The organism is Burkholderia sp. AU30280 (genome assembly GCF_020420125.1).
In the GTDB taxonomy this organism is placed as follows: domain Bacteria; phylum Pseudomonadota; class Gammaproteobacteria; order Burkholderiales; family Burkholderiaceae; genus Burkholderia.
Genome location: NZ_JAIZRY010000007.1, coordinates 332,939 through 351,559, shown reverse-complemented (window position 1 = coordinate 351,559; position 18,621 = coordinate 332,939). Strand labels below are relative to the sequence as shown.

Below are 18,621 nucleotides of genomic sequence, written 5' to 3'. Positions count from 1 at the left end.
GCCACCCACTCCGGAGCCACGTCCGTGAAAGTCCGCGTCCTGTCCGACCTGCATCTCGAAAGCAACCTGCCCGACGCGATTCCGCATGCCGACGGGGATCTCGTCGTGCTGGCCGGCGACATCCACAACCACGCGGAAGGCCTGCGCTGGGCCGCCGAAACGTTCGATCCCGCGGTGCCGGTGATCTACGTGCCGGGCAACCACGAGTACTACGACGGGGAATTCGGCGCACTGGAGACGGCGATGCGCGATGCAGCGCAGGCGCTCGACAACGTGCATTACCTGAACAACGACGCCTACGTCGATCCCGGGCAGCGTTTTCGCGTGCTTGGCACGACGCTCTGGGCCGATTTTTCGCTGTTCGGTGCCGACGAAGCCAGCCTTGCCCGATCGATCGAGGCCGGGCTGCGCGTGATGCTCGATTTCAAGGGATTGATCCAGGTGACCTGGCCGCACGACGCGGCGCTGCATGCGGTGCCGGGCACGCCGGAACGGGATTTCTCGCCGGCCGACGCCATCGCGCTGCATCGACGCAGTCGCGCGTGGCTCGAAGCACAGCTCGCGACGCCGTTCGCGGGCCAAACGATCGTCGTGACCCACCACGCGCCGCACCGGCGCTCGCTGGCGGAGCGCTATGCGGAAGATCTTGCGTCGGCGGGATTCGTGACGGACATGGCGGCACTCGTGCAGCCGCCGGTCAATCTATGGCTCCACGGCCACACGCATACGTCATTCGACTACGTGGCGGACGGCGGCACACGCGTGGTGTGCAACCCGCGCGGCTACATCCACCGGCGTACCGGCGAACTGGAAAATACCGCGTTCGCGTGGGACAAGGTCGTCGAGCTCGGCTGAACGCCGGCCCGCCCGGCCGCATTGCGCGGCCTTGTTCGACCTGGAGCGTGATAACGGCGGGATCAGCGGCCGGGGCGGCGCTGCTCGCGCACCCGCACCGGCACCGGCTTCATCTGCGCCTTCGCCTTCATCGCGCGCAGCAGGTCGCGGGTCGCCGCGGCGGCCGCGGCCGCGCCCAGCAGGACTCCAAGGCCGATCATCAGGTGCGTATCCATTGCTACTCCGGGGTTGCGTATCTCGTTAATTCCCACAGTATCAAACTGTCTGACACGCGTTCGTAAAAAAATGTTGCGTGAAGGACAAATCTCGTCAGATCGCAGTCATCCGCGCTGTCATGCCGCACGCGTGTACTGCTCGAGCGCGGCTTCGTCGGCTGCGAGCGTGGCCGGCAGTTCGTCGCGCAGGAAATCGACCCAGGTGCGAATTTTCGCGTCGAGGTACTGGCGCGACGGATACAGCGCATAGATGTTCATCACGTGCGACCGGTATTCGGGCATCACGCGCACGATGTGGCCGCTGCGCAACCAGCCGATCGCCGAATAAAGCGGCAGACCGCCGATCCCCATCCCTTCCCGCACGGCCACCGCGAGCGCCTCGGCGACGTTGACGCGAAACGGCGGCGCCGTGATCGGGACGACCTCGTCGCCGTTCGGCCCCGCCAGCGCCCATTCGTCGAACTGGAAACCCGGCGCGACCATCCCGAGGCAGACGTGCTGCGCGAGATCCGCCGGCCGCTGCGGCACGCCATGGGCCTCGACATAGCCGCGCGACGCGCACACCACGCTGTAGCTCTCGCCGAGCCGCTGCGACACGAGCCCCGAATCCGGCAGGTCGCGGCCGACGACGATCGCGACGTCATACCCCTCGTCGAGCAGGTCGGGCATCCGCTGCGCAAGTGTCAGCTCGACGTGCACGTCCGGGTAGCGCTCGCGATAGCGCGCGACGGCCGGCACCAGGTAGTGCTGGCCGAGGCTCGTGAAGCAATGAACCTTCAGCTTGCCCGACGGGCGCGCATGCGCGTCGCCCGCCTCGGCTTCGGCCTGGTCGACATACGCGAGGATCTGCTCGCAGCGCTGCAGGTAGCGCTCGCCGGCTTCGGTCAGCGCGATCCGGCGCGTCGTGCGATTCAGGAGGCGCGTGCGCAGGTGCGCCTCGAGATCGGAAACCGCGCGCGACGCGTAGGCGGTGGTCGAATTCATCTGCTGGGCGGCCGCGGTAAAGCTTCCCGCGTCGACCACGCGGACGAATACCCGCATGTTTTGTAACGTATCCATCCCATTGCCCATTTGAATCCGGACGGATTGTTGCACAGAGGCGAACAAGTATTGTCTCAGGATTCGTAAAAATGACTTGCACCCTTGTCCATTTATTCAGGAATCACTGAAAAATATAATCGCATCCGACTCATCTATATCCGAAAGGGAGAAAATCGTGCAGTCTCCGGCGACAAAAGGGACGCTCGCACTGGCGGTTCTTGCAGTCTCATTAATAATGGCCGGATGCGCGAGCATGGGCGACAACAAGCCGCAGTCGGCCCGCATCGAGGCGAACGCGCTCGACGCCGGCGCCGCGATCCGTGCTGCCGACCGTGACGCGGGCTGGCCCGCGGCCGACTGGTGGCGCGCCTACCGCGATCCGCAACTCGACGCCTGGATTGCTGCCGCCCAGGCCGGCAACCCGACACTCGCGGCCGCCGAGGCCCGGGTGCGCGAAGCGCAGGCGATGGCGCGCGTGGCCCGCTCGGCCGAATTGCCGCAGATCAACGGCAACCTCTCGCTGATGCGCGAGCACTGGCCGGACAACGTGTACTACGGCCCGGGGCCGCTCGCGAACGCCGATACCTGGAACAACACCGGCACGCTCGGCCTGTCGTACCACCTCGACCTGTGGGGCAAGGACAAGAACGCGACCGAGCGCGCGCTCGACACGGCGCATGCGAGCGCCGCCGATGCGCGTGCGGCAAAGCTCGAGCTCGAGGTCAACGTCGTGCGCGCGTATGTCCAGATGTCGATGAACTATGCGTTGCTCGATCTCGCGCACCAGACGTTCGAACGCCAGCACTCGCTCGCCGATCTCGCGCGCAAGCGGCTGCAGGCGGGCCTCGGCACGCAGCTCGAAGTGAGCCAGGCGGAATCGACACTGCCCGACTATGAGCGCCAGATCGACAGCTACGAGGAAGCGATCCAGCTCGCGCGGCACCAGCTTGCCGCGCTGGCCGGCAAGGGTCCGGGCGCGGGCGACGCGATCAAGCGGCCGCAGCTGTCGCTCGACGCGCCTGCCGGCCTGCCGTCGGCGATGCCGGCCGACCTCCTCGGCCGCCGCCCCGACGTCGTCGCGGCGCGCTGGACAGTCGACGCGCAGGCGCGCGGCATCGATGTCGCAAAGGCGTCGTTCTACCCGAACATCGATCTGCTCGCGACGGTCGGCGGCTTCGGCGTGACCGCACCGTTCACCGACTTCCTGCGCGCGATGAACGGCGGCTGGACGGCCGGCCCCGCGCTGTCGCTGCCGATCTTCGAAGGCGGCCGGCTGCGCGCACAGCTCGGCGCGGCCAATGCCGGCTACGACCAGGCGGTCGAGCGCTACAACCAGACGATCGTCGGCGCGCTCAAGGATATCGCCGACCAGGTCGTGCGAATTCGTTCGCTCGATGCGCAGAAGAAGGACGCCGCACGCTCGGTGGCCGCCAACGACCGCAGCTATCAGCTGTCGCGCGAAGGGTTCCGCCGCGGGCTGACCGACTACGTGAACGTGCTGGTCGCGCAGCAGCAGTTGCTGCGCGCGCAGGAGACGGCCGCCCGCATCGATGCGGAACGCATCGCCGCACACGCGCAGTTGATGGCCGCGCTCGGCGGCGGCGTCGAGACGGGTACGGACCTGCAGGACGGCCATCCGTCGCACGACGAATCCGCCGCGGGCGCAGCCGCGCCTGCCGCCGCGCCGGGTGCCAAGCCCGTGGCGGCAGGCGCCCGGCCCGCGCAGGTGGCCGCCGCCGGTGCGTCCGGCGTGCCGGCCGCACGGTAACGCGGAGCGACGCCATGTCAGCCTTCCCCCCCGCTTCCACGCCCGCCGGCGGTCCGTTCTCTGCCTGGAGCGCCGCGTTCGGCGACTGGGCCCGCACCGACGGCGCCGCGTGGCTCTACCTGTTCAAGGCGCTGCTCGCGACCTTCATCGCGCTCGGCGTGTCGATGCGGCTCGACCTGCCGGCACCGAAGACGGCGATGACGACCGTCTTCATCGTGATGCAGCCGCAAAGCGGCGCCGTGCTCGCGAAAAGCTTCTACCGGGTCGCCGGCACGATCTTCGGGCTCATCGCGACGCTCACGTTCGTCGGGCTGTTCCCGCAGCAGCCGCAGCTGTTCCTGCTGGCCATCGCGCTGTGGATCGCGCTGTGCACAGCCGGCGCCGCGCGCAACCGCAACTTCCGCAGCTACGGCTTCCTGCTCGCCGGCTATACGACCGCGTTGATCGGCCTGCCCGCGTCGCAACACCCTGACGGTGCATTCATGAGCGCGATGACGCGCGTCTCGGAAGTCATCATCGGGATCGTGTCGGCCGGCGTCGTCAGCGCGCTCGTGTTCCCGCAGTACACGGGCGAACAGATGCGCACGACGGTGCGCAAGCGCTTCGGCAGCTTCGTCGACTACGTCGCGTCGGCGCTGTCGGGCCAGCTCGACCGCGCGCACATCGAGACCATCCACACGCGCTTCGTCGCCGACGTGGTCGGCTTCGAGGCCGCGCGCAGCATGGCCGTGTTCGAGAATCCGGACACGCGCATGCGCAGCGGCCGCCTGGCGCGACTGAACAGCGAGTTCATGAGCGCGTCGAGCCGCTTTCACGCGCTGCATCAGTTGATGAACCGACTGCACGCAGCCGGTGCGCAGGCCGCGATCGATGCGATCGAACCATATTTCCGCGAAATCGCGCCGCTGCTCACGCGCGATGGCGAACCCGTGCGCACGTCGGTCGACGCCGCGCACTCGGCCGAGCAACTGCTCGCGTGGCGCGACGCGCTGCCGCGCCGCATCCGCGCGACGCGCGCGGAGCTCGAAACGCAGCCCGACTTCCCGCTGCTCGACTTCGACACGGCCGCCGAACTGCTGTACCGCTTCATCACCGACCTGCAGGAATACGCGGCGACCTATGCGTCGCTCACGACCGCGACGCACGAGCGCGAACGCTGGATCGAACGCTACGAGCCGCGCACCAACCGGACGGCCGCCACGATCGCCGGCATCCGCACCGCAACGGTCATTCTCGCGCTGGGCTGGTTCTGGATCGAGACCGCGTGGCCGAGCGGCGTGATGCTGGTGCTGAACGCCGCGGCGACCTGCGCGCTCGCGTCGTCGGCGCCACGCCCGACCGCGATGGCCGCGCAGATGGGGATGGGCACGGCGCTGGCCGTTTGCACCGGCTTCCTGCTGATGTTCGGCATCTACCCGCGGATCGACGGCTTCGTCCTGCTGTGCGCGGCGCTCGCGCCGTTACTCGCGATCGGCATCTACATGACGCTGAAGCCGAAGCTCGCGGGCTACGGAATGGGCTACCTGATCTTCTTCTGCTTCCTGGCCGGCCCCGACAGCATCACGCACTACGATCCCACCAGCTTCATGAACGACGCGCTCGCGCTGCTGCTGTCGATGCTGGTATCGGCGATCGCGTTCGCCGTGCTGTTCCCGCCGACCGCGCCGTGGCTCAAGAAGCGGCTGTTCGCCGACCTGCGTCACCAGGCCGTCGCGGCCTGCCATGCGCGGCTCGCCGGATTGCGCACGCGCTTCGAGAGCGGCGCGCGCGACCTGATGTACCAGGCGCACACGCTGTCGGCCGACCAGCCCGACGTGCAGCGCGACGCGCTGCGCTGGATGTTCGCGGTGCTCGAAACCGGCAATGCGGCCATCGACCTGCGCCACGAGCTGGCGACGCTGCCGCCGGACCCGCGCTACGCGCCGGCGACGCCGTGGCGACGCGCGATCGAGACGATGCGCGCCGCGCTGGCGTCGCTGTTCACCCGGCCTGACGCCAAACGCTTCGACACCACGCTCGCCGCGGTCAACGATGCGATCGACGCGACCCGGCAGACGCTCGACGCGTTCACGCCGACGCGCGAGGAACGTCACCGGCTGCAGCGCATCCTGAGCCACCTGCATTTCGTGCGCACGGCACTGCTCGATCCCGAATCGCCGCTCGCCGCGCTCAACCGCAACCGCCCCGTGCGTCCCCAACCAGGAGCCTCGTCATGATGCCGCGTGAAATCGCCATTCTCGATGCCTACATGCCCACGGTGGTGCTGATGTTCGTCCTCGGCGCGCTCGCGACCTGGGCCGTCGACCGCCTGCTCGCCTATACAGGCCTCTACCGTGTCGTCTGGCACCCGTCGCTGTTCCGGGCCTGCCTTCTCGTCTGCATTTGCGGCGGACTGAGTCTTGCCGTTTACCGTTGATTCCGAACCATCATGATTCTCAGAAAACTCTTCGGCTTCGTCGCGACCGCCGTCATTCTTCTCGTCGCGATCCTGATCGGGCGCTCGCTGTGGGTGCACTACATGGACGATCCGTGGACGCGCGACGGGCGCGTGCGCGCCGAGATCGTCAACGTCGCGCCGGACGTGTCGGGCGCGATCGTCGAATTGCCCGTGCATGACAACCAGCTCGTGAAAAAGGGCGACCTGATCATGCAGATCGACCCGTCGCACTACCAGATCGCGGTCGAGCAGGCGCAAGCGGCCGTCGCCGCCCGTCGCGCGGAACTGCAGATGCGCCGTGACGACGCGGCCCGCCGCGCGGATCTCGACGCGCTCGTCGTGTCGAAGGAAAACCGCGAGAACGCGGCGCACAGCGCGTCGAGCGCCGATGCGCAGTACCAGCAGGCGATCGCCGCGCTCGATGCCGCGAAGCTCAACCTCGAGCGCACACGCGTCGTCGCGCCGGTCGACGGCTACATCACGAACCTGCAGACGTTCAAGGGCAACTACGCGGTGGCCGGCCAGGCGAAGCTCGCGATCGTCGACAGCCATTCGTTCTGGGTCTACGGCTACTTCGAGGAAACCAAGCTGCCGCGCGTGAAGATCGGCGCGCCTGCCGAGATGCGGCTGATGAGCGGCGGCGTGATGAAGGGCCACGTCGAAAGCATCTCGCGCGGGATCTACGATCGCGACAACCCGCAGAGCCGCGACCTCGTCGCGGACGTGAACCCGACCTTCAACTGGGTGCGCCTCGCGCAGCGCGTGCCGGTGCGCATCAAGATCGACGACGTGCCGGCCGACGTGGTGCTGTCGGCAGGCACGACCTGCACGGTCATCATCGATCCCGACAAGCAGAAGAAGTCGTAAGCGCGGCACGCCCGGACGGCGCCCCGCCCGGGCGCTTCCTTCCCGGAACAGCCGGCAACCCGCCGGATGCGCGCGTCACGGCCAGCCGGCCCGCTGCCGGGCGCGCTCAGGCCGCGATGCGAAAGCGCCCGACCAGCGACTTCAACGCCTGCGCCTGCTCGTCGAGCGCGTTCGCCGCGGCAGCAGCCTGTTCGACGAGCGCCGCATTCTGCTGCGTGCCAGCGTCCATCTGCGTGACCGCGCGGCCGATCTCGTCGATCCCGGCGCTCTGCTCGTCCGAAGCGGCTGAAATTTCACCGATGATGTCGGTCACGCGCTTGACCGCGCGCACGACGTCGCCCATCGTGCGGCCCGCATCGTGCGCGAGCGCCGCACCGTTCGCGACACGCTCGACCGACGCGCCGATCAACGCGCGGATCTCCTTCGCCGCGGTCGCCGAGCGCTGCGCGAGCAGGCGAACCTCGCCCGCAACCACCGAGAAGCCGCGCCCCTGCTCGCCGGCACGGGCGGCCTCGACCGCCGCGTTCAACGCGAGAATGTTGGTCTGGAACGCGATCCCCTCGATCGTGCCGATGATGTCGCGAATGTTCTTCGCGCTGTCGTCGATCTCGCTCATCGTCGCCACCACCCGCCCGACGACTTCCCCACCCGTCTCCGCGACGGCCGATGCATTGGCCGCGAGCGCGCTCGCCTGCCGCGCGTTCTCGGCGTTCTGCCGGACGGTCGACGTGAGCTGCTCCATGCTGGCCGCGGTGCGTTCGAGCGCGACGGCCTGCTGCTCGGTGCGCTTCGACAGATCGAGATTGCCGGTGGAGATCTCGCCCGACGCGGCCGCGATCGCCTCGGCGCTGACCGCGATTTCGCCGACCGTCGCCGCGAGCCCCGTCTGCATCTCGGCCAGTGCACGCACCATGCTGTCGCGGTCGTGCCGGCCCAGCTCGATGGGTCGCGTCAGGTCGCCGCGCGCGATGTCCGCGGCGATCGCCTTCGCGTGCGCGGGCTCGCCGCCGAGCTGCGACGCGAGACGGCGCACGACGCGTTCGGCGATCACGACCGCGAGCACGATCAGCGCAACCGTCATCGCCGCGATCATCGCGAACGACGACGAGAAAATGGTGGCGGACGCATCGAGCGTCGCCTTCGACTTCGCACCGCGCGTCTTCACGAGTTCGGCGACGAGTTTCTCGAGCTTGCCGGTTTCGACCAGCAGCGACACGTCCTGCGTGCCGACCTGCCAGTTCATCTGCGACAGGTCGAGCGGCTGCGCGCGCACGAGTTCGACGAAGTCACGCAGGTGCGCACGCCATGTGCCGACCGCCGTCGAGAATGCGCGCAGCCGCGCCGAATCGTCGACATCGGCCGGATCCGCGTAGCGCTGCAGCGTGCCGAGCGCCTGGCCAATCGACGCGAGCCCCGCGCTCACCTCGGCGCCCAGTTCGTCGCGCTCCTTCGCGGTGGTCGCAGTCAGCAGCATCTTCTGGGCACGGCTCGCGCGCAGCATTTCGGCCCGGACCTCCTCGGCCGCGCGGCTCGCGACGTGACCCTGCTCGTAGACCGACGCGATCGACGCATTCAGCCGGCTGATCTGCCACAGCGAAAACATGCCGATCGCCAGCGTACCGGCGAGCAGGATCGCGAATGCGGCGCGCAACGTCGCCTTGACGGTCCACGGCCGGCGCTCGCGACGCGCCGCCCGCAGGCGCCGGGCGGCGCGACCGGCGGCAACGTCGGGGGCGGCGGGTGCCGCACCTGGCTGTGGATGCAAAGATGCTGCTTTCATCGAACTATCCCCGTATTGATCACGCAGCCGGAAAGGTCGGTCCCGGCATTCCCGCGATGGCTGGCCATGCCGCGCGTCCTGCGCCCGCACCGGCGGATAGCCGGCGCCGGGCGCGGCGCGCCTGTTGTCATTGGGTCGTTCTACGGCCGCCACCGCCGTTTCTTGAGTCCGGGAAACCACGCACCGGCCCCGGGCGCGGCCCCGCTGACGGGCAGGCGCGCCGCCAGCGTTATACCCGGCCAAAAAAGCGGGCACCGACCGATCCATCGGATGAATGTCCGATTCACGACAAAACTTGTCCGGACATTCTCGATACGCCACATTACACTTCTTTGACGCAGCAACGATTCAAGACGCGCCCATCCCCAGCAGAGCGCGCCCGCCACCTCAACTCGTTCAGCTCTCACATGGAAACCAGCTTCGACACCGGCTCCGCCGGCGCAGCCGCCACCCAGCCGCCCGCGCCCCCCGTCTCCCGCACCGTGTACCCGGTGCTCGGCGCGATCAGCTTCTCGCATATGCTCAACGACATGATCCAGTCGTTGATCCTCGCGATCTATCCGATGCTCAAGAGCCAGTTCGCGCTGTCGTTCGCGCAGATCGGCCTGATCACGCTCACCTACCAGATCACCGCGTCGCTGCTGCAGCCGCTCATCGGCCTCTATACCGACAAGCGTCCGAAACCGTATTCGCTGCCGGTCGGCATGGGCTTCACGCTCGCGGGGCTGCTGCTGATGTCGGTCGCGCCGAATTTCCCGATGCTGCTGGTCGCCGCGGCGCTCGTCGGCTGCGGCTCGTCGGTGTTCCATCCCGAATCGTCGCGCGTCGCGCGGATGGCGTCGGGCGGCCAGCACGGGCTCGCGCAGTCGGTGTTCCAGGTCGGCGGCAATGCGGGTTCCGCGCTCGGGCCGCTGCTTGCCGCACTCGTGATCATTCCGCACGGCCAGCACAGCATCGCGTGGTTCTCGGCGGCCGCGCTCGTCGCGATGATCGTGCTCACGCAGATCGGCCACTGGTACAAAAAGCATCCGTCGATGAAGAAGAAGGCCGTGGCGGCCGGCCACCCGACGCTGTCGCGCGGCCGCGTGATGGGCGCGATCGGCGTGCTGGTGCTGCTCGTGTTCTCGAAGTACTTCTACCTCGCGAGCATCAACAGCTATTTCACGTTCTACCTGATCGACAAGTTCCACCTGTCGGTGCAGGCCGCGCAGATCCACCTGTTCGTGTTCCTCGCGGCCGTGGCGGCCGGCACGCTGATCGGCGGGCCGGTGGGCGACCGGGTCGGCCGCAAGTACGTGATCTGGGTATCGATCCTCGGCGTCGCGCCGTTCACGCTGCTGCTGCCGTACGCGAACCTGTTCTGGACGAGCGTGCTGACCGTGATCATCGGCATCGTGCTCGCATCGGCGTTCGCCGCGATCCTCGTCTACGCGACGGAACTGATGCCCGGCAAGGTCGGGATGGTCGCGGGCCTGTTCTTCGGCTTCGCGTTCGGCCTCGGCGGGGTCGGCGCGGCCGTGCTCGGCCAGCTCGCCGACGCGACGAGCATCGCGTTCGTCTACAAGGTGTGCTCGTTCCTGCCGCTGATCGGCGTGCTGACGGTGTTCCTGCCTAACCTCGAAAGCAGCCGGCGCAAGAAAGCGTGACGAGGCGGCCGTGGCGTGCGCGCCGCGGCCGGTCGAATGGCTTGAATGAAGGAGTGAAGCAAACGACGGCGGCTTCAGGCCGCCGTCGTCGCATGCAGCGTCAGGAAACGCTTGAGGATGCCGGACGAATAGCTGCTCGCGATCGCCGACAGGAAGTGCGAGAACGACTGCGTTGCATGATCGTCGGCCGTATCGGAAATCGTCCGTACGAGCGCGAACGGCACGTCGTGCTCCGCACACACCTGCGCGATCGCGGCCCCTTCCATTTCGACCGCGAGCGCATCCGGCAATGCATCACGCAGCGCGACGACCTCGCGCTCGCTCGACACGAAGCGGTCGCCGCTGATGATGAGCCCCGTGTGCTGCGTCGCACCGGCCAGGCCGAAGCGCGCGGCGAACTGCGCGCCCTCTTCCTCGACGAATTGCGCGCACGCGGCCCGCAGGCTTGCCGTCAGCGCTGCGTCGGTCGCGAAACGCGTGATGCCGAGCAGCGGCACCTCGTAGCGAGGAAAAAGCGGCGACGCATCGAGATCGTGCTGCAGCAGCGTATCGGCCACGACGACATCGCCGACGCGCACGGTGCGCGACACGCCACCCGCGACGCCGGTGAACACGACGCCCGCCACGCCGAACACGTGGATCAGCGCGCTGACCGTCGCAGCGGCCGCGACCTTGCCGACCCGCGCGAGCGTCACGACGCAGGCCGCGCCATGCACGGTGCCGACGTGATAATCGCGACGGCCGAGCGTGACCGTCTTCATCGCGCCGTCGGCGCGCATCGCGGCGATCAGGTCGCCGAGTTCCTCAGGCAGCGCGGCCAGAATGCCGAGCGGACGAGCCACGGGCGTCGCAAAGTTGTCGATGCCCATCATTCCACCGCCTGCAGTTTCGCGACCGCGAGCGCGAGCCACTTCTCGCCGTGCCGCTTGAATTTCACCTGCGCCTTCGCATCGGTGCCGTTGCCCTCGAGCGCGGTGACCGTGCCTTCGCCGAACTTGGTGTGGAACACCTGCTGGCCGACCCGGAAACCGGCATCGGCCGCGCGCTGCTTGTCCGCGAACGCGGGCAGCGGTGCGGACACGGCCGGGTCGACGATCTGCTCGCGACTGCCGCCGCCCGGCCGCGCGAACCAGTCGCGACCGTACCCGGCGTTGTCCGACCGGCCGCCCCAGCGCGAACCGGCCTCGACCTTCGGCGTCAGCCACTTGAGCACGTGTTCGGGCAGCTCGTCGAAGAAGCGCGAGCGCACGTTGTAGCGCGTCTGGCCGTGCAGCATCCGGCTCTGTGCGAACGACAGGTAGAGCCGCTCCTTCGCGCGCGTGATCGCAACGTACATCAGCCGGCGCTCTTCCTCGAGGCCGTCCGATTCGAGCACGCTGTTCTCGTGCGGGAACAGCCCTTCCTCGAGACCCGTGATGAACACGGCCGAGAATTCGAGCCCCTTCGCCGCGTGCACCGTCATCAGCTGCACGGCGTCCTGCCCGGCCTGAGCCTGGTTGTCGCCGGCCTCCAGCGATGCATGCGACAGGAAACCGGCGAGCGGCGTCATCGTGTCGGGGTTCTGTGCCGGGTCGGCGGGCGATACCGGATCGAGCACGTCGAGCGCCGGATCGTCCGTCGCGGTGCCGAGCGCCGGCGCCGCGATCGCACCTGCGCGCAGCGGGATCGAGCGGGCCGGCGTGTCGAGCCCGTAGCCTTCCTCGGCAATGAACGCGGTGGCCGCGTTCACCAGTTCCTGCAAGTTCTCGAGACGGTCCTGGCCTTCGCGCTCGCCCTGGTAGAAATCGGCAAGACCGCTGGCGCGCACGATGTGCTCGACGGTATCGGGCAGGTTCATGTGCTGCGTATCGGCGCGCATCTTCGCGACCAGGTTTGCGAACCCGCCGAGGCTCGTGCCGGCCTTGCCCGTCACGTATGGAATCGCGGCAGCCATCGAGCAGCCGTACAGGCGCGCGGCGTCGGCCAGTTGCTCGATCGAGCGCGCACCGATGCCGCGGGTCGGGAAATTCACGACGCGCACGAACGCGGTGTCGTCGTTCGGGTTGTCGATCAGGCGCAGGTACGCGAGCGCGTGCTTCACTTCCTGGCGCTCGAAGAAGCGCAGGCCTCCGTACACGCGATACGGGATGCCCGACGACATCAGCGTGTGCTCGATCGAGCGCGACTGCGCGTTGCTGCGGTACAGGACGGCCACTTCGCTGCGCGCCATCCCGGTGTTGATCAGCGAGCGGATCTCCTCGACGATCCAGCCGGCTTCCTGCGAATCGGTGCTCGCCTCATACACGCGCACGGGCTCGCCGTGGCCCGCATCGGTGCGCAGGTTCTTGCCGAGGCGGTGCGCGTTGTTCGAGATCAGCTGGTTCGCCGCGTCGAGGATGTTGCCGTGCGACCGGTAGTTCTGCTCGAGCTTGATCAGGTTGCGCACGCGGAATTCGTCTTCGAAGTCGCGCATGTTGCCGACGTTCGCGCCGCGGAACGCGTAGATCGACTGGTCGTCGTCGCCGACCGCGAAGATCGCGTTCTGGCCGCCCGCGAGCATCTTGAGCCACGCGTACTGCAGCTTGTTGGTGTCCTGGAACTCGTCGACGAGGATGTGCTTGAAGCGCGCCTGGTAGTGCGCGCGCAGCGGCGCGTTGTACGCGAGCAGTTCGTAGCAGCGCAGCAGCAGCTCGGGGAAATCGACGACGCCCTCGCGCTGGCACTGCTGGTCGTAAGCCTGGTACAGCTCGACGAACTTGCGGTTGAAGTTGTCGGACGCGTCGACCTTGTCGGGACGCAGCCCCTGCTCCTTCGCGTTGTTGATGAAGTACTGCACGTTCTTCGGCGGGTACTTCTCGTCGTCGACGTTCGCCGCCTTCATCAGCCGCTTGATCGCGGACAGCTGGTCGGCCGTATCGAGGATCTGGAAGGTCTGCGGCAGGCCGGCGTCGCGCCAGTGCGTGCGCAGCATCCGGTTGCACAGGCCGTGGAACGTGCCGATCCACATTCCGCGCGTGTCGATCGGCATCATCGCCGACAGGCGCGCCATCATCTCGCGCGCGGCCTTGTTCGTGAAGGTCACGGCGAGCACGGTGGGCGGCGATGCGTAGCCCTGCTGGATCAGCCACGCGATGCGGGTAATCAGCACGCGGGTCTTGCCGCTGCCCGCCCCGGCGAGGATCAGCGCCGGTTCGTTCGGCAACGTGACGGCGGCGAGTTGTTCGGGGTTCAGATTGGCGAGCAGGTCGGGCATGGAGCGGCAGCGAACGGGCGAGAAAAATGCGGACCCGACATTATAAGTCGGCCGCGAAGCTTGCCGTTCGCTATCGTGCAGGCATGCTGCGAAGGCCGCGGAACGCCGACACGCAGGGCACGCAATGGCTGGCCAGTATGGATACGCCAATATCAGCGACCGACCATCTATATAGATGCATTTATAATTGTCAGATTCAGCATCCAATTCACGCATTTTTCGGCAGATTTCCAACATGAGCGACAACACGCTTGCGAAGAGCTTCGAGCCCCACACCATCGAATCCCAATGGGGGCCGGAGTGGGAAAAGCGCGGCTATGCGGCCCCGGCCTTCGATCCGGCCCGCCCCGATTTCTCGATCCAGTTGCCGCCGCCGAACGTGACGGGCACGCTGCACATGGGCCACGCGTTCAACCAGACGATCATGGACGGCCTCACCCGCTACCACCGGATGCTCGGCGAGAACACCCTGTGGGTGCCCGGCACCGACCACGCTGGGATCGCGACCCAGATCGTCGTCGAGCGCCAGCTCGACGCACAGGGCGTGTCGCGCCACGACCTCGGCCGCGAGAAGTTCGTCGAGCGCGTGTGGGAATGGAAGGAAAAATCCGGTTCGACGATCACCGGCCAGGTGCGCCGCCTCGGCGCGTCGCCCGACTGGTCGCGCGAATACTTCACGATGGACGACAAGATGTCGGCCGCCGTGCGCGACGTGTTCGTCACGCTCTATGAACAGGGCCTGATCTATCGCGGCAAGCGCCTCGTCAACTGGGATCCGGTGCTGCTGACCGCCGTGTCGGACCTCGAAGTCGTCAGCGAAGAAGAAAACGGCCACCTGTGGCACATCCGCTACCCGCTCGTCGATGGCTCGGGTTCGCTGACCGTTGCGACAACGCGCCCGGAAACGATGCTCGGCGACGTCGCGCTGATGGTCCACCCGGAAGACGAGCGCTACGCACACCTGATCGGCAAGCTCGTCACGCTGCCGCTGACGGGCCGCGAGATCCCGGTGATCGCGGACGACTACGTCGACCGCGAGTTCGGCACGGGCGTCGTGAAGGTCACGCCGGCGCACGACTTCAACGACTACCAGGTCGGCCAGCGCCACAAGCTCGCGCCGATCGAGATCCTGACGCTCGACGCGAAGATCAACGACAACGGCCCCGAGCAGTATCGCGGCCTCGACCGCTTCGACGCTCGCAAGGCGATCGTCGCCGACCTCGATGCGCAGGGCTTCCTCGACTCGGTGAAGCCGCACAAGCTGATGGTGCCGCGCGGCGACCGCACGGGCGTCGTGATCGAGCCGATGCTGACCGACCAGTGGTTCGTGGCGATGACGAAGCCGGCGCCGGAAGGCACGTTCAATCCCGGCAAGTCGATCACGGAAACGTCGCTCGACGTCGTGCGCAGCGGCCAGATCAAGTTCGTCCCGGAAAACTGGACGACCACCTATTACCAGTGGCTCGAGAACATCCAGGACTGGTGCATCTCGCGCCAGCTGTGGTGGGGCCACCAGATTCCCGCGTGGTACGGCGAGAACGGCGAGGTGTTCGTCGCGCGCCACGAGGAAGAAGCGCGCGCGCAGGCTGCCGCGAAGGGTTACACGGGTGCGCTGAAGCGCGACGAAGACGTGCTCGACACGTGGTTCTCGTCGGCGCTCGTGCCTTTCTCGTCGCTCGGCTGGCCGAACGAAACGCCTGAACTGAAGCACTTCCTGCCGTCGTCGGTGCTCGTCACGGGCTTCGACATCATCTTCTTCTGGGTCGCCCGGATGGTGATGATGACCACGCACTTCACGGGCAAGGTGCCGTTCCACACCGTCTACGTGCACGGCCTCGTGCGCGACGCGGAAGGCCAGAAGATGTCGAAGAGCAAGGGCAACACGCTCGACCCGATCGACATCGTCGACGGCATCGACCTCGACACGCTGGTCGCGAAGCGCACGACGGGCCTGATGAACCCGAAGCAGGCCGCGACGATCGAGAAGAAGACGCGCAAGGAATTCCCGGACGGCATCGCCGCGTTCGGCACCGACGCGCTGCGCTTCACGATGGCGTCGATGGCGACGCTCGGCCGCAACGTGAACTTCGACCTCGCGCGCTGCGAAGGCTATCGCAACTTCTGCAACAAGCTGTGGAACGCCACGCGCTTCGTGCTGATGAACTGCGAAGGTCACGACTGCGGCAGCGACAAGCCGGAAGTCTGCGGTGCGGGCGATTGCGGCCCGGGCGGCTACCTCGACTTCTCGGCGGCCGACCGCTGGATCGTGTCGCTGCTGCAGCGCACGGAGGCCGACATCGCGAAGGGCTTCGCCGATTACCGCTTCGACAACATCGCAAGCAGCATCTACAAGTTCGTGTGGGACGAGTACTGCGACTGGTATCTCGAACTCGCGAAGGTGCAGATCCAGAACGGCACGCCGGAACAGCAGCGCGCGACGCGCCGCACGCTGCTGCGCGTGCTCGAGACGGTGCTGCGCCTCGCGCACCCGGTCATCCCGTTCATCACCGAAGCACTCTGGCAGAAGGTCGCGCCGCTCGCCGGCCGCTATCCGCAGGGCAAGGCCGAGGGCGAAGCATCGCTGATGACGCAGGCGTACCCGATCGCGAACCTGCAGAAGATCGACGAGGCGTCGGAGCAATGGGTGGCCGACCTGAAGGCGATCGTCGACGCGTGCCGCAACCTGCGCGGCGAGATGAACCTGTCGCCGGCCACCAAGGTGCCGCTGCTCGCAGCCGGCGATGCCGAGCGCCTGCGCTCGTTCGCGCCGTACGTTCAGGCCCTCGCGCGCCTGTCGGAAGTGCAGATCCTCGCGGACGAAGCGACGCTCGACAAGGAAGCGCACGGCGCGCCGATCGCGATCGTCGGGCCGAACAAGCTGGTACTGAAGGTGGAAATCGACGTCGCGGCCGAACGCGAGCGCCTGTCGAAGGAAATCACGCGCCTGACCGGCGAGATCGCGAAGTGCAATGCGAAACTCGGCAACGAGGCATTCGTCGCGAAAGCGCCGCCAGCCGTGGTCGAACAGGAACAAAAGCGCGTCGCGGAATTCCAGAGCACGCTCGAGAAACTGCGCGCGCAGCTCGATCGGTTGCCTGCGTAACAAACCGTAAGGTCGTTTGCGTTCACTATAATTGCAACGTGAACATAGACCGTCTGACAAGTCGATTACAGGAATAAAGGTTCGATCATGTTGAAAGTTACCAAGGCGGTGTTCCCCGTTGCCGGTCTCGGCACACGGTTCCTCCCGGCAACGAAGGCAAGCCCGAAGGAAATGCTGCCGGTCGTCGACAAGCCGCTGATCCAGTACGCAGTGGAGGAAGCGATCGCCGCCGGTATCACCGAGATGATCTTCGTCACCGGGCGCAGCAAGCGCGCGATCGAGGACCACTTCGACAAGTCGTACGAAGTCGAGGCCGAACTCGAGGCGCGCGGCAAGGAAAAGCTGCTCGAACTCGTGCGCAGCATCAAGCCGAGCCATGTCGATTGCTTCTACGTGCGCCAGCCGGAAGCGCTCGGCCTCGGTCATGCGGTGCTGTGCGCGGAAAAGCTCGTGGCCGACAACCCGTTCGCGGTGATCCTCGCCGACGACCTGCTCGACGGCAACCCGCCCGTGATGAAGCAGATGGTCGACGTGTTCGACCACTATCACAGCTCGGTGATCGGCGTCGAAGAGATCCCGCCGTCGGAGACGAAGTCGTACGGGATCGTCGACGGCAAGGAGTGGGAAGAGTCGATCGTCAAGATGTCGGCGATCGTCGAGAAGCCGGCGCCGGAAGTCGCGCCGTCGAACCTCGGCGTGGTCGGCCGCTACATCCTGAAGCCGCGGATCTTCGAGCACCTGCGCGCGCTGAAGCCCGGCGCGGGCGGCGAGCTGCAGCTCACCGACGCGATCCAGGCGCTGCTCGCCGATGAGCAAGTGCTGGCCTACAAGTACCAGGGCACGCGCTACGACTGCGGCAGCAAGCTCGGCTACTTGAAGGCGACGGTCGAATTCGCGCTGCGGCACGCGGAAGTCGGCGCGGAGTTCGACGCGTACCTGCGCGCACGCGGCGGCGCACACCCGGCCGACTGAACGCGGCAAGGGCACGAGGGCTCACTCCGGCGAGCCCGCCCTCACCTCATCGGCCGCCGGCGCTCAACGCACGTCGGCCGGCTTCACCGAGACGACGCCCGGCATCCCGCCCGCGTCGTCTTTTTTCGTCTTGACGAGCCAGCCACCGCTGCCGTCGAACGGCACCTTCGCGAGCGCGCTCTTCACGAGCGCCGGCGCGGCCTGCTGCGTGCCGGGATCGCGATCGCGCAGCGCGGCCGATACGCGGTAGACGTCGACGCCCGATTTCGCGTCGACGAAACGCAGCGTCAGCACATGGCGATACACGCGGCCCATGAACGGCAGCGCAAACGGCGCCGGCCCGTCGACCGTCACGCATGCGCTGCTCGCGGCGCCGCACCCGTCGGCGCGCGCCGCGACCGAGGCCGGCTGCGTCGCATACGCGATCGACAACCGGTAGCGCGCGGCCGCGAGCGGCCTCGCCTCGAAGCCGCGGTGCGCGAGTTCGTCGCGCACAAGCGCCTCGACCTGCCGGTATTCGGCATCATTGGCCTGCGCGGCCGTTCGCACGAAATCGTAGCTGTGCGCATCGGATGCGAACGCGTTCGGCTGCCCGAGCGCACTCACGCCGCTCGTCACGCCGGCGCAACCCGTCAACAGCGACGCCGCCAGCGCGGTCGCTGCCCATTCCTTTCTCATGGCTTTCCCCAAATGCCTGCCGTCGCG

14 protein-coding genes are annotated in these 18,621 nt (G+C 67.3%); 8 read left to right on the top strand and 6 right to left on the bottom strand.

Annotation, left to right across the window (positions count from 1 at the left end; translation table 11 throughout):
• Positions 1-24 precede the first annotated feature (24 nt).
• Positions 25-855, top strand: a complete 831-nt coding sequence (locus LGN17_RS18655; protein WP_226198088.1) for a metallophosphoesterase — start codon at positions 25-27, stop codon at positions 853-855.
• Between the two features lie 62 nt (positions 856-917).
• Here the strand turns inward: LGN17_RS18655 and LGN17_RS18650 are convergent, their stop codons facing one another.
• Entirely contained in the window at positions 918-1,070 is a 153-nt protein-coding gene (locus tag LGN17_RS18650) for a hypothetical protein (protein WP_163008969.1), read from the bottom strand.
• 117 nt (positions 1,071-1,187) lie between these two features.
• A complete protein-coding gene (locus tag LGN17_RS18645; RefSeq protein WP_226198087.1) occupies positions 1,188-2,129 on the bottom strand; it encodes a LysR family transcriptional regulator in 942 nt (313 codons plus the stop codon).
• Between the two features lie 157 nt (positions 2,130-2,286).
• Between LGN17_RS18645 and LGN17_RS18640 the strand changes: the two genes are divergently transcribed.
• From LGN17_RS18640 to LGN17_RS18625, 4 genes are read left to right on the top strand one after another with little or no spacing between them, the layout of a single operon-like run.
• Positions 2,287-3,879: an efflux transporter outer membrane subunit gene (locus LGN17_RS18640; RefSeq protein ID WP_226198086.1), complete on the top strand. Its 1,593-nt coding sequence runs from the start codon at positions 2,287-2,289 to the stop codon at positions 3,877-3,879.
• A gap of 14 nt (positions 3,880-3,893) precedes the next feature.
• Positions 3,894-6,095, top strand: a complete 2,202-nt coding sequence (locus LGN17_RS18635; protein ID WP_226198085.1) for an FUSC family protein — start codon at positions 3,894-3,896, stop codon at positions 6,093-6,095.
• Positions 6,092-6,295 (top strand): DUF1656 domain-containing protein, encoded by a 204-nt coding sequence (locus tag LGN17_RS18630; protein WP_048244099.1) that lies wholly within the window; start codon positions 6,092-6,094, stop codon positions 6,293-6,295. Before LGN17_RS18635 ends, LGN17_RS18630 begins: the two co-directional genes overlap by 4 nt.
• A gap of 12 nt (positions 6,296-6,307) precedes the next feature.
• Positions 6,308-7,183: an HlyD family secretion protein gene (locus LGN17_RS18625; protein WP_011351755.1), complete on the top strand. Its 876-nt coding sequence runs from the start codon at positions 6,308-6,310 to the stop codon at positions 7,181-7,183.
• 106 nt (positions 7,184-7,289) lie between these two features.
• On the opposite strand, the gene LGN17_RS18620 is transcribed toward LGN17_RS18625, so the two are convergent.
• Positions 7,290-8,963, bottom strand: a complete 1,674-nt coding sequence (locus LGN17_RS18620; RefSeq protein ID WP_226198084.1) for a methyl-accepting chemotaxis protein — start codon at positions 8,961-8,963, stop codon at positions 7,290-7,292.
• Positions 8,964-9,370: 407 nt separating this feature from the next.
• Between LGN17_RS18620 and LGN17_RS18615 the strand changes: the two genes are divergently transcribed.
• The gene (locus LGN17_RS18615; protein WP_226198083.1) at positions 9,371-10,609 is read left to right on the top strand and encodes an MFS transporter; all 1,239 of its coding nucleotides are present in this window, start codon (positions 9,371-9,373) and stop codon (positions 10,607-10,609) included.
• 74 nt (positions 10,610-10,683) lie between these two features.
• On the opposite strand, the gene LGN17_RS18610 is transcribed toward LGN17_RS18615, so the two are convergent.
• Positions 10,684-11,481: a 5'-methylthioadenosine/adenosylhomocysteine nucleosidase gene (locus LGN17_RS18610; RefSeq protein ID WP_226198082.1), complete on the bottom strand. Its 798-nt coding sequence runs from the start codon at positions 11,479-11,481 to the stop codon at positions 10,684-10,686.
• Positions 11,478-13,841: a UvrD-helicase domain-containing protein gene (locus tag LGN17_RS18605; protein WP_226198081.1), complete on the bottom strand. Its 2,364-nt coding sequence runs from the start codon at positions 13,839-13,841 to the stop codon at positions 11,478-11,480. The genes LGN17_RS18610 and LGN17_RS18605 overlap by 4 nt, the downstream gene beginning before the upstream one ends.
• A 235-nt stretch (positions 13,842-14,076) precedes the next feature.
• On the opposite strand from LGN17_RS18605, the gene LGN17_RS18600 reads away from it, so the two are divergent.
• On the top strand, positions 14,077-16,944 hold the full coding sequence (locus tag LGN17_RS18600; RefSeq protein WP_226198080.1) for a valine--tRNA ligase: 2,868 nt from the start codon (positions 14,077-14,079) through the stop codon (positions 16,942-16,944).
• Between the two features lie 87 nt (positions 16,945-17,031).
• On the top strand, positions 17,032-17,916 hold the full coding sequence (galU, locus tag LGN17_RS18595) for a UTP--glucose-1-phosphate uridylyltransferase GalU (RefSeq protein WP_226198079.1): 885 nt from the start codon (positions 17,032-17,034) through the stop codon (positions 17,914-17,916).
• A gap of 63 nt (positions 17,917-17,979) precedes the next feature.
• Here the strand turns inward: galU and LGN17_RS18590 are convergent, their stop codons facing one another.
• Positions 17,980-18,594 (bottom strand): DUF4136 domain-containing protein, encoded by a 615-nt coding sequence (locus LGN17_RS18590; RefSeq protein ID WP_226198078.1) that lies wholly within the window; start codon positions 18,592-18,594, stop codon positions 17,980-17,982.
• Positions 18,595-18,621: the final 27 nt, after the last annotated feature.